The 13185-nt window shown below is 68.3% G+C and carries 11 protein-coding genes and 1 pseudogene; 6 read left to right on the top strand and 6 right to left on the bottom strand.

All coding sequences use genetic code 11. The features are described 5' to 3' along the window. Positions 1–71 precede the first annotated feature (71 nt). The gene (locus ACZ7P3_RS40195; protein WP_472089552.1) at positions 72–1679 is read left to right on the top strand and encodes a DUF2637 domain-containing protein; all 1608 of its coding nucleotides are present in this window, start codon (positions 72–74) and stop codon (positions 1677–1679) included. 492 nt (positions 1680–2171) lie between these two features. Continuing rightward, on the top strand, positions 2172–4565 hold the full coding sequence (locus tag ACZ7P3_RS40190) for a helicase associated domain-containing protein (RefSeq protein WP_472089506.1): 2394 nt from the start codon (positions 2172–2174) through the stop codon (positions 4563–4565). A gap of 146 nt (positions 4566–4711) precedes the next feature. Here ACZ7P3_RS40190 and ACZ7P3_RS40185 read toward each other — a convergent pair whose 3' ends face one another. Further along, positions 4712–5056 carry a hypothetical protein gene (locus ACZ7P3_RS40185; RefSeq protein WP_472089504.1) on the bottom strand — a complete coding sequence of 115 codons (345 nt, stop codon included), beginning with the start codon at positions 5054–5056 and terminating at the stop codon, positions 4712–4714. Continuing rightward, a complete protein-coding gene (locus ACZ7P3_RS40180) occupies positions 5049–6323 on the bottom strand; it encodes a serine/threonine-protein kinase (protein WP_472089503.1) in 1275 nt (424 codons plus the stop codon). Before ACZ7P3_RS40180 ends, ACZ7P3_RS40185 begins: the two co-directional genes overlap by 8 nt. 211 nt (positions 6324–6534) lie before the next feature. Between ACZ7P3_RS40180 and ACZ7P3_RS40175 the strand changes: the two genes are divergently transcribed. Further along, a complete protein-coding gene (locus ACZ7P3_RS40175; protein WP_472089501.1) occupies positions 6535–6702 on the top strand; it encodes a hypothetical protein in 168 nt (55 codons plus the stop codon). A gap of 174 nt (positions 6703–6876) precedes the next feature. Here the strand turns inward: ACZ7P3_RS40175 and ACZ7P3_RS40170 are convergent, their stop codons facing one another. Both ACZ7P3_RS40170 and ACZ7P3_RS40165 read right to left on the bottom strand, forming a co-directional pair. Next, positions 6877–7110 carry a hypothetical protein gene (locus ACZ7P3_RS40170; RefSeq protein WP_472089500.1) on the bottom strand — a complete coding sequence of 78 codons (234 nt, stop codon included), beginning with the start codon at positions 7108–7110 and terminating at the stop codon, positions 6877–6879. 42 nt (positions 7111–7152) lie between these two features. Next, on the bottom strand, positions 7153–7947 hold the full coding sequence (locus ACZ7P3_RS40165; protein WP_472089499.1) for a leucine-rich repeat domain-containing protein: 795 nt from the start codon (positions 7945–7947) through the stop codon (positions 7153–7155). Between the two features lie 265 nt (positions 7948–8212). Here ACZ7P3_RS40165 and ACZ7P3_RS40160 point away from each other — a divergent pair, with 265 nt between their 5' ends. The 3 genes and pseudogenes from ACZ7P3_RS40160 to ACZ7P3_RS40150 form a co-directional block, all read left to right on the top strand. Then, positions 8213–9808 (top strand): ISL3 family transposase, encoded by a 1596-nt coding sequence (locus tag ACZ7P3_RS40160; RefSeq protein ID WP_472089497.1) that lies wholly within the window; start codon positions 8213–8215, stop codon positions 9806–9808. Between the two features lie 427 nt (positions 9809–10235). Beyond that, a complete protein-coding gene (locus ACZ7P3_RS40155; protein WP_472089496.1) occupies positions 10236–10487 on the top strand; it encodes a hypothetical protein in 252 nt (83 codons plus the stop codon). Positions 10488–10656: 169 nt separating this feature from the next. Continuing rightward, positions 10657–10839 (top strand): annotated as a pseudogene (locus ACZ7P3_RS40150) (ISL3 family transposase); the annotation flags it as partial. A gap of 189 nt (positions 10840–11028) precedes the next feature. On the opposite strand, the gene ACZ7P3_RS40145 reads toward ACZ7P3_RS40150, so the two are convergent. Further along, positions 11029–11478 (bottom strand): nuclear transport factor 2 family protein, encoded by a 450-nt coding sequence (locus tag ACZ7P3_RS40145; protein ID WP_472089494.1) that lies wholly within the window; start codon positions 11476–11478, stop codon positions 11029–11031. A 341-nt stretch (positions 11479–11819) separates the two neighbouring features. Then, on the bottom strand, positions 11820–13181 hold the full coding sequence (locus tag ACZ7P3_RS40140) for a cytochrome P450 (protein WP_472089493.1): 1362 nt from the start codon (positions 13179–13181) through the stop codon (positions 11820–11822). Positions 13182–13185: the final 4 nt, after the last annotated feature.

Here is a 13185-nt window from a genome sequence, read left to right as displayed (position 1 = left end):
GCAAGGCGATACCACGGCGCACCGGCAGAAAGGAGCACGTACGAGTGGCCGCGCCACTACAGCTGACTCAGATGCACCGCATACTCATCGGCGTGGTCGTGTCCGGCGCGTTGATCATCGCTGGCATCGGCTTCGCCGGTTCCTACGGGGCCGTCCGTGAGCTGGCCATCAAGAAGGGCTTCGGGAACTTCTCCTACGTGATCCCGGTCGGTATCGACGCAGGTATCTGTGTGCTCCTCGCCCTGGATCTGCTGCTGACCTGGATCCGTATCCCGTTCTCGCTGCTGCGCCAGACGGCCTGGCTCCTGACAACGGCGACGATCGCCTTCAACGGGGCGGCCGCTTGGCCAGACCCGCTGGGCGTGGGCATGCACGCGGTGATCCCGATCCTGTTCGTGGTCGCGGTCGAGGCGGCCCGGCACGCCATCGGCCGCATCGCCGACATCACGGCCGACAAGCACATGGAGGGGGTCCGCCTCACCCGCTGGCTCCTCTCCCCGGTCCCGACCTTCCTCCTGTGGCGCCGCATGAAGCTGTGGGAGCTGCGCTCCTACGACCAGGTGATCAAGCTGGAGCAGGAACGACTCGTCTATCAGGCGAGACTGCGTTCCCGCTTCGGTCGGGCCTGGCGCCGCAAGGCCCCTGTGAAATCCCTGATGCCGCTGAGGCTGGCCCGCTACGGCATCCCCCTCACCCAGACGGCGCCCGCAGGTCTTGTCGCCGCAGGCATCGACGAACCGCTCCATATGCACGGCTTCGCGACAAGCGTGGGCGCCCCGCCTTTTGAGGAACAAGTACAACCCCTACCCGAGGGCCTGCAAAAGCGCTACGCACCTCACGCCAGCAAGAATGCGGAGGAATCCAGTGCGCCCCCGCCGACCGACCAGTCCTGGCATGAGTACGCCGGCAGCGTTGGCCACGGCTACGACCAGGAGCCGGACGACCTCCCTCACGCAGCTGCTCTGGCAGCGCACATGCACGGGCGGGGCACCATCGCGCGCAACGGTGAACAGCCCACCGCGAATCAAACGCCAGCGGACTTCGCCGCAAGCTCGCCGGAACGGGATTTCCGCAGGGGCGAGATGACAGTCCCTGACACGGTCGACGCTCGGAAGGACATCGACGAGCCCTTCCCGGATGAAGCCCATAAGCAGCCGATGCCGGATAGCGCTGCCACACCAGTTGCAGTGCAGCCCGCCTCGACGCAGCACGGCTCACGGGTGTTTGCTCCCATCGGTGAGCCGACGCAATCCTGTGGAGGAAGAAACGGCCGCCTCACCGCCTCCGACCGCTACTACCTCGCGTGGATGGAGTACCAAGCCGAACACGGTCACGAGCCCAGCGACGACGAACTCTCGGTCCACCTCAGCCACCAGGGGTACCACGGGCGTAGCGGCAACCCCATCAGCCCTGCCAATCTGCGCCGCCATTTCCTGCACTGGCGTGTCTACAACGTGTGGGCTGAGCACCGGCTGTACACCGAGAAACCCGCGGCCGAGCACGTCGCCCAGACGTGTCAAGGGCGGGCAATCACCGCCCAGTACAATCGCCCCATCACCCCCGAGTACATCACCGCAGAAGCACACGCCTTCGAACGACGCTGGCGCACTCTTGCACAGGCAGCTGTAGTTCGTGATGTTGATGGTGTGACTGCTGGTCAGGAGACCGATTCTGCATAGATGTGCCATCTCGGGTGAGCTTGGCAGGCACGGTGCTGGTGGGGTCTGCGCCAGGTGGAGCAGTGCAGGAGGCGGGAGGGGTGTCGCCTCGGGGTGCGGGCAGGAGCAGGCGCAGGAGTTCGGGGCAGGTGAGCGGGATCAGCCGATGCCGTCGTCGTCTGCTGCGTCGCGTTCGAGGGCGGCGGTGACCGCGAGGAAGGCGTAGAAGAGCAGGGCGGACGTGAGTCACAATTCTCGCTGCGATCGCAACGGCCGAGAACCCGCAGGTCCCTTCTGGCCAACTTCCTCTCGGTAAGGTGGCCGCCCCCGGAATCGACGCCGCGCCGCTACCTGCCCCCATGCCCGAGCCGCTGGCCAACTAGATTCGATGTCACACTTGGCGGAGTGCTACGACGCCGCAGTGTGTTGAGGCTGCGTTGTGCCTCCTCCGGCTCCTGAGCGGCCCGGCCGGGGTTGTCTGCTTGCACGCAAGGGAACGGAAGAGGACCGCGCATGCCTGACATCCGTCTCCGCGGCCACCAGGTCGAGGCCGTCGGTGCCATCGTGCGCGGCCTGGACGTGCCGCCCGGCGGGATCCCCGCGAAGGGTCTTCGAGGCCAGGTCCACGCCGCCTGCGGCACCGGGAAAACGCTCATGGCGGCGGCCGCCGCACGCAGGATCGCACCCAAAGGCAGGACTCTGGTCCTGGTACCGACGCTGGAACTGCTGGCCCAGACCGCGCAGGCCTGGCATGCCGCCGGGCACAACGGGCCAGCCGTCGCAGTGTGCTCCCTCCAGGACGACCCGGAGCTGTGGAACCTGAAGCTCCGCTGCACCACCAACCCGATCCAGCTGGCACTCTGGCACGGCTCCGGACCGGTCACTATCTACGCCACCTACGCCTCCCTGCCCGTGCTGGCCGAGGCATTCGAGGGCGCCTACGGCCAGCAACTGGCCCCCGTCGACCTCACGGTGGTCGACGAAGCGCACCGCACATCCGGGTCGATGGGCAAAGCGTGGGCGCTCATCCACGACCAAGCCGTCATCCCGGCCGCCCGCCGGCTCTACCTGACCGCAACCCCCCGGATCTGGCAGGAACGAGCCCCGCACTGGGAAGTCGCCGAAGGCGTTCGGGACGCACTGCCCGAAGAGATGGCCGCCTCCATGGACGACGAGGAGATCTTCGGGCCCGTCCTCTACAAACTCACCCTCGCGTCGGCCGTCACCCGAGGACTGCTTGCCCGCTACCAGATCATCATCATGGAACTGACCGACCCGCTCGTCACACCGGAACGACTGATGGGCGCGGACCGGCGCACCGAGGAGGTACGCGGGCAGCGCCTCGGCGCCCTACAGGCCGCGCTGCTACGGACCATGAGTGACCATCAGCTGAACACATGCCTCACCTTTCACCACCGCACGATGGAAGCCGCCGCGTACGCGGAAGGCCTCGAGGACGTCGCCGCCAAACTGCACGCCGACCAGCCAGAGAAGTACCCGAAGGCGATCTGGGCCGACTGGCTGTGCGGGGAACACGCTCCCGAGCACCGACAGAGGGTCCTGGCCAGCTACAGCACCACCGCACGACGCGCCGTCTTGTCCAACTGCCGCGTCCTGGGCGAGGGAATCGACATCCGCGCCGTCGAATCCGTCGCGCTCCTGGACCCGAAAGGGGCGCCCCACGACATCGTCCAGGCCATCGGACGCGCGCTGCGGCAAAAGCCGGGACAGGGGAAACTGGCCTCTTTGATCGTGCCCGTCTTTCTCCAGCCGGGAGAACAGCCCGAGGATATGTTCACCTCCGCCTCCTACCAGCCCCTGGTGAAAGTCCTGGCCGGCTTGCGCGCCCACGACGAAGAAGCTGTCGAACTCCTCGCCATCCCGCAGGAGCCACAGAAGGACGTCGCGCAGCCCTCCATTTACATCGGCGCGGCACCCTCGGAAGGCGAGGAGGAATCCCGTCTGCTGCTGCGGTTCGCGGCACCGCGCAACCCGGTGATGGTCGCCGAGTGGGTCAGTTTCAACGTGATCGACACCGAACGGCAGGACTGGGCCCGCGGCTGGACGGCGCTGCGCCGGTTCGTCGACCGCGAGCACCACGCGCGGGTGCCTTACAGCCACAAGGAGGGTGCCTACCCGCTCGGGCAGTGGGTCGCCGAGCAGCGACGCGCGTACAGCGCCGGGCAAATGACCGGTCAGCGGGCACAGCGGCTGGAGAAGCTGAGCATGGTCTGGTCGCTGGCGGATGAGCGGTTCCAGGAAAACCTGGAAGCTGCCAAGGCGTACTACGAGCAGCACTGGACGCTGTGCGCGCCCCGGTCCGCCACGGCGCTGGACCGGCCGGTGGGGCAGTGGCTGTCCAACCTCCGCCGTCCTGGTGCGCTGGAGGGCCACTCCGAGTGGAAGACGGCGCTGGAGGCTGTGGACGAGGACTGGAACCCGGAGTGGCCGGCGGAGTGGCAGCGGCACTACGCCGTGCTGAGCGAGCTGGTGGCCGACGAAGAGGGCCAGGCGGAGGTCTTGCCCGGGTTCACCGTCCACGGCATGGATATCGGCAAATGGCTGGCCAAGCAACGGACGCCGAAGGTCTGGGAGGCCCTGACGGACGGGCAGCGCGAACGCCTGGAGCAGCTCGGCATCACACCGCTGGCTCCGCACCTGGAAGAGCCCGCAAAGCCCTCTACGGCGCCCGTGAGCGCCTTCGAGCGGGGTGTTGCGGCCTTGGTGCGGTACAAGGCCCGCACGGGCTCTGCGAAGGTCCCCAGGGCCCACGTAGAGCAGCTGGAGGACGGGGCCAAAGTCCGGCTTGGCGTATTTCTGAGCAACAGCAAGAGCAGGCGCGCCAAGCTCACCGCGGACCAACTCCAGCAGCTGGCGGATCTCGGGTTGGAGTGGGCAGCGGTGTAGCAGCCCCGTTGATCACGCGAGGGGCCCCGCCGGAGTCGGCGTGGCCCCTCGCGTTGCCTCAGGCGCCGGCCCTCTTCGCGCGGGCGGTGAGCGCGTCGCGCAGGATGCCATCGGGTGTCCGTGCCATGCGCAGCAGTTCGCGGCCGTCACTCCTTGCGGTTGCGCACCGCGAGCACGGCACCGGCGAGCGCGGCGATCCCGCCGCCGATCATGGGCACCACCTGCATGGACGCCTTGTGGTCCACGGCGTAGAACCCCAGCCAGACGAAGGCCACACCGAACCCCACCACGATCGTGTGCTCAAGCAGCCGGAACCCGTAGCCCGCCCACTGGTCGAGGCGTTCGCGGCGCAGCTGCCGCTCGACGAGCTCCCGCCGCCAGGCGAGGTGGTCCGGGTCGATCTGCTGCCACTTGCGCGCCTCGTCGGCCTCGGGGAAGGACGGCACCAGCTGGGCGGGGGCCTGGGTGGACGGTGTCTCCTGGTCAGACATCACTCGTCCCCCTGCCGCTGCCCTGCGATGCGGCCGCCATCCGGTGGTCGGCCGTCACCAGTGCTTCGTTCACGGCCCGTTCGGCGGCAGCACGACGCCGGTCCCTCTCCTCGTCGGTCCACGGCGCGGGTGGCGCAAGCGACCGGACGTACTCCCGCCATAAGGGCACCTCGGGGGAGCTCCGCCGCGCGAGGGCCGCGCGCGCCTGCACAGCGAGGACGAAAACCCCGAGGACGAAGACCGCCCAGGGCAGCAGAGTTACGAGCAGGCCCGAGACGTCGCCCACGCTGACGTGCCCCAGCGTCAGTGTCACCGTGAGGACCACCGCAATCCCCCACCCGGCCGTCGCGAGCCCCCGCCCAGCCATGCCGACGGCGTAGCCGGATGCCTTGCCCACCGCCGCCCCGGCGGCTGATCCGGCCGAGGTGGCCCCGGCTTCCGCGTCCGGCTCAGGTCTGGCCTCTCCGACCTCTGCGAGCGCCCGCTGCGCCCCGGCCACCGTCAGCCGCAATTCAGGGTCCTTGACCAGGAGTCCCTCGATGAGCACCTCAAGTCCGCCGATACGCCCCAGTGGCGGCGGTTCCTCCAACACCACGGCCGCGAGGGTCGCCACGACGCTGTCCCGTTGGAAGGGCGCGTGCCCCGTGACAAGGTGGTAGAGGGTCACCCCCAGCGAGAACAGGTCACTGCTCGGCCTCCGGGGACCGCCGTGCAGAATCTCGGGGGCGCTGTAGCCCGGCGTGAGGACGCTCTCCACTGCGTCCCAGGTGGTCCGGAAGTTCGCCCATGCCAGTGCGTCTGTTCCGGGAAGCAGGACCCACCGGGAGCGGTCTAAGCGGACGTTGGCGGGCCGTACATTTCCGTGGACGATCCCGGCCGCGTGCATCGCCTCCAGCGCGGCAAGCAGTTCCCGCGCGACCTCCCGCACCCGCTCAAGGGGCATCCGGCCATGCTCGGCCAGGTGGTCGGCGAGGGACGGGCCGTCGACAAAGGGCACGACGGCCCACAGCACACCGCCCGCCTCCACGACGTCATCCACGAGGATGACGCTGGGATGGCCCCGCAGATTTCTGGTGGCCGCGCGCAGGGACCCCGCCATCCAGTCCGCCCCCGTCGCACCCGCCGCCCCCACCTCCTCGACCGTCACCTCTACCTGCAGGACCTCGTCGTACGCCCTCCACACACGTTCGTACCCCCCGGACCTCATCTGCCCGCGGACCCGATAGCGCCCACCGAGCACCCGCCCCGGCTCCATCCTCTGCACCACGGCCCCCTCCCCCTACGGCTGAAAACGCCGTACCCACCGTCCCGCGCCGGCAAGCCCCCGCCACCGGTTTCGCCGTCTCCGGTACGAAGGGTGAGCCACGGCGCAGCACTGCACGTGCGTCGAAGGTGGTGAATCCCCGAGCGCCGCAGCGCGCGCATGTCATTCTGGTCGGCTGGCCTGCACACGGAGCAGGCCCGGAAAGGGCATGCCCATGGGCACCTCCACCAAGTATCCGCTGTGGTCTGTCGCCACGGTCACCGCAGTCGCCGACGTGCTCGCCGCCACCGACGACGGCCTGAGCGGCCGGGCAGGCGTCGGTCTGGCCGCCCCCACGGCCGGCACCCGCACGGACAAGCCGCTGCTGACGTTGAAGGGGTGAGGCGGCAACTTCCCCCTGCCGCGGATAACAGGGCCGCTTCGCGCAGTGGCCAGAGAACGTCACCGCAGATGACGGATCAAGGTACCGCAGATATTGGGGTGTTATCTGGGGGACGACTTCGGACCCGCTTCGCGGCCGACGGCCGGTCGGCCGCCCATCAGGGGCGACGAGGGCTTAGCGCCGGTTTTCGTTCCGATGTTCCTCGCCCCCCCGCGCCCCGCCGATCCATTGCGGCTTCTGTGGTGGGGCCTGGCGGCTCGAAGGCGGCAACAGCGGAACACGTCGCCCAACACGCTGGGTCTGCACCGCGTCGCCTTCGCCGTCGACGACATCAACGACGTCCTCGCCCGCCGGCGCGTCCACGGCGTCGAACTTCTCAGCAAGGTGGCGCAGTACGAGGATAGCCACCAGCTCTGCTATGTCAGGACTGTGGGGCCCGGGTGACGATGGTCAACGCGGCGGAGGCTGTTCGATCGCACCGCCCCGATGAGGTGTAGGGATGCAGTCCTTCGCCCCAGGTGGTAGATCGTCGAGGCACGCCTGGGAGCAGGCGTTGACTAGTAGCGGCAGGACGTCGGTCGCCACCACCTGGGAGAGCCAAGCCTGGTGAGGGCCCGTCGCCGAGATCGGCCCGGTGCAGACACTGCAGGTGCGGGCCGCGGTGGTTCCCCAGCGGAAGGGAGCCAGGCTGTCGAGGTCCAGGAACGTATCGCCGGGCGGGAGGAGCCGCGGGAACGGCGGCCGGTACTTGAAGTTGCCGTAGATCGAGCGCGTGCTCACCGTGCTGTTCGCCAGCCGACCGCACCGCGTGATCTCGTACGGGAACCAGTGCAGCCGATGCGAGGTGTAGGGGCTGAACTCCTCCAGGCTCGTCATCTTGCCGATCTCCGAAGGTATCCGAACCAGGTTGCTTCCGTACAGCACAAGGGTCCGCACCGCCGTCAGCCGGCCGATCGACGCCGGCAGCGTCACGATCTGCCGCCGCTCCTCGGGGCTCAGCTCCGGCAGCGGGCGGAACTCCTCCCGGCCTTCGGCCGCCGCCTCCTCGATCAGCTCCAGCAGCCGGAGCCAGCCCGGAGCACTGGTGTCCTGGATCTCGGCGTGGAAGGACGTCGCCGCGCCGGGCGGACTCACCCGGACCTGGTCGAAGCAGTGGCAGCGGTCTTGGGGCGCCCCGGGCCGGGAGTCCATCGCCTCAGGAAAACGGTTCGGGAAGACCTGTGCAGGGAGTTGTTCGTCCGTCATGGCGCAACGATAGGGATGCGGCGTTCGTGCGGCACCATCCGAACACCAGCGAACGCACTGGCCGGCACGGCCCGCACACTCCACAATCGGGCGGCGCCAGCCGACAACGCCGCACCTCGCTCGTGAAAATTCCCCACTCCGTTGAATGTCGGATCGAGTGGGGCGACGAGCGGCACTGGTCAATTTCAAGGCTCTGTCCGCAGTTCCGTGAATCCCCAGGTCAGCGGAGTGAGCGAGGGATCGTTTCGGCAGAGTATGTCCCGGCATGGCGAGCAAGACGGTCGAGGATGTGTTGTTTCCCGGGATCGACGTGCGAGTGGACCGCGTCAGCGACTCCTCCGACGTCCTTGTAGTGGAGGCGGTGTCCACCGCTCGCCCGGGTCGGTGCCCAGACTGCCAGAAACAGGCGAGACGCATACACAGCTGGTACCAACGAACCCTGGATGAAAGGCCGTTGGGATCCCGCCGGGTCATAGTCCGGCTGCGGGTCCACCGGTACTTCTGCGACCGGAAGAGCTGTTCCCGCAAGACGTTCGTCGAGCAGGTGCCGGGCCTGTCCGAGCGGCACCGCCGCTCCAGTACCGGGCTGACAGGCTGGCTGCGGTCGATCGCGATCGAACTCGGCGGCCGTCCGGCCGCGCGGCTGTGCCGTCGTCTGCGGCTGGCCGCGGGCAAGACTCGGCTGCTCAGGCTGCTGACGGCGCCGGCGGTGCCGGACCGTGCGCCGCGGGTGTTGGGTGTGGATGAGTTCGCCTTCCGCAAGGGCTGCACCTACGGCACCGTGCTGGTCGACGTCGAGGCCGGCAGGGTCGTGGACGTACTGCCCGACCGCACCTCCGAAACGTTCGCGGCCTGGCTCAAGGGCCATCCCGGAGTCGAGATCATCTGTCGGGACCGGGCCACCGCATACACCAAGGCGGTCAAGGAAGCCGCCCCGCATGCCCTAGAAGTGGCTGATCGCTGGCACCTGTTACAGAACCTGTCCGCCGCAGTGGAGAAGACCTGTCATCAGCACCGCGACTGCCTGCGCAAACGTGCCGAGGAAGAGCCGGTGACCGAGGTGTCGGAACCGCCCCCGATGCTGTTACCTCCCGCGGAACTGCCCCGCACCCAGATCATCGAACGCACCCGCCATCGCTACGAGGACATCCATCGACTGCTGGAGAAACGATGGACCATCAGCGCCATCGCCCGCCGTCTGAACCTCGACCGCAAGACCGTGCGCCGCTTCCGCGACACGGACCTCGACGAGCTGCTGGCCTCCGCCCGCGAGCGCCGCCCCAACGGCGTCCTGGAGCCATTCAAGGCATACCTCAACGCCCGCTTCACCGAAGCCCAAGGCCAGGTCAGCGGCACCCAGCTGTTCCTGGAGATCCAGGCTCGCGGCTACCACGGCAGCCGCCAGGTCGTCCGCAAACACCTCGCCGCCCTCCGAGCGGGCACCGCCGAACCGGTCCGGGCCGACATCCCGAGCCCTCGCAAGATCACCTCGTGGATCATGCGGCCCCGAGAGACACTGACCGCCAGCCAGGACGAGCGGCTCCTTCAAGTCCGGCTCGCCTGCCCGGACATCACCCGGGCCTGCGATCTCGCTCGGGCGTTCGCCGAACTTGTCCGCCACCAGCGCGGATACCTGTTGCTGGAGTGGATCCGGCAGGCCGAGCAGGACGCACCGAAGCCGATGAAGGGCTTCGCCGGCTTCCTCCGCCAGGACCTCGACGCGGTGACCGCCGGCCTGTCCCTGCCCTGGAGCTCCGGGGTCGTCGAAGGGCATGTGAATCGGGTGAAAACGCTCAAGCGGGCTATGTATGGCCGAGCCTCGTTCGAACTCCTGCGAACCCGCATCCTCACCCATCCATGAGCCGCGCTACGGAAACCTCCTCGCCAGCCACCACAATGCCGGGTACGTTCACCTCGTGTGTTACTACGCCGAGAAGCCCTACAAGCTGCATTACGTGTGCGCGCCCTGCCGCGTCGCGTTCAAGCGGCACCCCGGGCCCGGCGGCCACCGATGCCCCCGATGCTCCGAGCCCATGGTCTGTGCTGGCCATGACTTCGCGGCACCACGGCGCCGCGATACCAAGACGTGGACCGTCGTGGCAGCCGTGCTGGCCGCCGGACTGCGTTACGAGGGCCGCGAACCCTGCGGCTGCGGCAAGGACCCCAAGTTCCGCCCCCGTACCCGGGCCCAGTTGCGAGCGCGTCGAATCACTGCAGCACGAACCGGGGCTTCTCTCGCCGACGTGCTGGCACGCGTAGACCCACTGACACCCGCATGATCTGACCCGGTGGTGTACTGCGCGGCGCATGATCCACCGCTTCACGCCACGAGATCATTCACGGAACTGCGGACAGAGCCAATTTCAAAGATCCCCATCAACCCGGCCCCGGACTTCCTCGCAGCGGGCCTCCAGGGGACTGAATCCCACAGCTTCCTCACCTCCGAGTACCTCAACGGCCTCGATTTCCTCGAGGATCTGGGCCTGATCGCGGTGAACGACGACGAGGTGGGCGTCTTCTGGTCGTTCGGGGCGTACTGACGACATTCAGAGGAGTCACCGGCGACCGTTTACCACCGCCCTGGCGACCCCGAGCCGGGCACGGCCACCGTTGAGGCGAGCCGTGCCTTGGCCGACCGCCTCGGGGTGCCGCTCCACGTCGCCTCCCGGGACGTCCCCGAAACACGTCGCCCCATCGACCTCTTGCGCGGACACGCTCGCGGCCTGGTTGGCGGAGCGGCCCGGTATAGAGATCGTCTGCCGTGATCGCGCCCCCTTCTTCGCCACCCGTGGCGCCCCGCAAGCACTCCAAGTCGCCGACCGATGGCACCTCTGGCACAACATGGGTGAAGCCGCCGAGAAGTGCGTCTACCGGCACCGTAGTTGCCTGCGCCCCATGCCGGCACCGCCGGACGAACCACACGAGAAGCCGACGTCGGCGGTGTCGGCGTAGGCCGCTTCCACAACCGATGAATGCCCGCCCGGGTGATCAAGTTCTGGGCAGCGTTCGAGCCCAGGTGGCCACCGACTGGTGTGAACGGGCAGCCACCCGGGGCCTACTGTATTGCTACCTGCATGCCGGTCAGATTTCCGGCGGGAGGTCGTCGCTGTCGGTGATACCGCCGGCGGGCCGCCAGGACTCGTGAGAGATCTCACGGCAGATCAGGCCATCGCACAGCTGAAAGGCACCGAGCTTGCGCACGGACAGCTTCGTAGCGACGGGAAAGTCCAGACCCGGGATCCGGTCTGCGGTGATCGTGACGGACAGGAGCTTGTCGTTGAAAACCCACTCCTCCGTGGCGATCTGCCGCAGGAGGGTGGTGGAGTGGATGTCCAGGCACTCGAACAGGTCACGGTAGTTTTCAGCGATCCGGTCCTTGCCGCGCAGGACCACGCCGCGGGAGGGGGCCTCCCACACCACGTCGTCGGTGTACAGAGCAAGCGCGGCCTCGATGTCGTGGGCCTCACGGTCAAGGTGGGCAGCTACGACCTCGATGTTCTTGCGTACGACGTCTTCTCGGTTCACAGTCATGCGGGGAGTCACGCTTGCCTCCAGTTCGCTCGACGGAACAGCGAGGCGGCCAGGACCCCTCGCCGGAATCGGGGGACGAGCATCGCTACAACGGTAGGAGCACCATCTACGGTCTCCTGAGCACCGAACCGGCCAACGTCACTCTCCCCTCCTCCACAGAGGTTAAAAACAAGCTAAGGGGCCGAGCCGTTGCCGGTGGTCGCGTACGTGGCCGAGCACCTGGGCGTTGAGGGCCCAGCGTGCGTGCCGTTAACGAACGTGTCACCAGCCAGCCCCCACCGCGGCAGACTAGGGTGTCTGGCCGTGCGCTTTGGAACCGGTTCGGTCTGGATCGCTGGTGTCTACAGCGTGCGTAGGGTTGCACGCAGTGGCTCGGCCGGTTGAAGGATGGCGCCCGGACGAGGGACGGGTTCGCCGGGGTCAACGACGAGATGGAAGCGCTGTGCGAGGGTCGCCAGCAGCAGCGTCGCCTCGACCAGGGAGAAACGCGCGCCGAGGCAGGCGCGTTGGCCGCCGCCGAAAGGGAACCAGGCGTGGTCGGGCACCGTGTGTGGCGAGTCGGCGTCCCACCGCTCAGGGCGGAAAGACGCCGGGTCGGGGAACCAGCGCGGGTCGCGATGGGTGGTCCACGGGCTGCACCACACCGTCGTGCCGGCCGGTACGGGCACACCGCCGAGCGTTGCGCCCTCCCGCGCCATCGCGGGTGGCAGCGTCCAGACGGGCGGGTAGAGACGCATGGCCTCCTGGACGATCTGTCGGGTCCAGCCGAGTTGCTCGTAGTCCTCGAAGGTCGGGGGACGGCCACCGAGTACCCGGTCGAGTTCCTCTGTCAGCCGGGCGCGGGCCTCGGGGGAACGGGAGAGCAGGTACCAGGTCCAGGTCAGTGCGGTCGAGGTGGTTTCGTGGCCTGCCGCCCAGAGTGTCACCGCCTCGTCCCGGACCTCCTTGCGCGAGAGTGGACGTCCCTGCTCGTCACGGGCCGCCAGCAGGCGGGCGAGCAGGTCATCGCCATGCTCAGGGGCGGCGCCGCCGGCCAGCCGATCGCCGATCAGGCGGTTCACCTCCGCGTCGATCGTCGCGACGGCCGCGAGCAGGCGCCGGCGCCCGGGCGTCCGGACCCAGCCGGGCAGGAAGAAGGAGATGCCGCGCAACTCGGCGCGGATCTCCCGCTGGGCCACGACCATGGCGGCTCCGAGCGCCCGGCCCTGGTCGCCGAGGTCGCCGCCGAAGAGCGTGCGGACGACGATCCGTTGGGTGAGCGTGGTCATCTCGCTCAGGACGTCGATGCGTTGGCCACCACGCCAGCGGTCGGCGTGCGCGACGCCGCAGTCGACCATCGTCGTCGCGTACCCGCGCACCTGGCGTGGACGGACCACTGGCTGGACGAGCGAGCGCTTGCGCTGCCAGTCGGCGCCCCGGCTGCGGATCACGCTGTCGCCGACCAACTGCTTCAACGACCAACTGAGATCGATCACCTCGAAGGTCCCCTCGACGGCGCCCAGGAACTCGGCGATGTGCTCGGGCCGGGAGATGAACAGGCTGCGCCGTGGCCCGAGCGACCAGCTCGCGAAGTCGCCGTACTCGTCCCTCAGTCGGGCGAAGAAGGCCAGCGGATCCCGGCCGAAGGCGAGGAGATGCCCGATCAGCGGGAGACCGGGCGGTCCGGGCGCGTGCATCACCGGCGGGGGTACAGCAGAGACCATGGCT

The sequence above is a fragment of the Streptomyces sp. NPDC107581 genome (assembly GCF_055657175.1).
The sequence above is the reverse complement of the archived record's forward strand: the minus strand, read 5'-3'. Positions and strand labels throughout refer to the sequence as shown.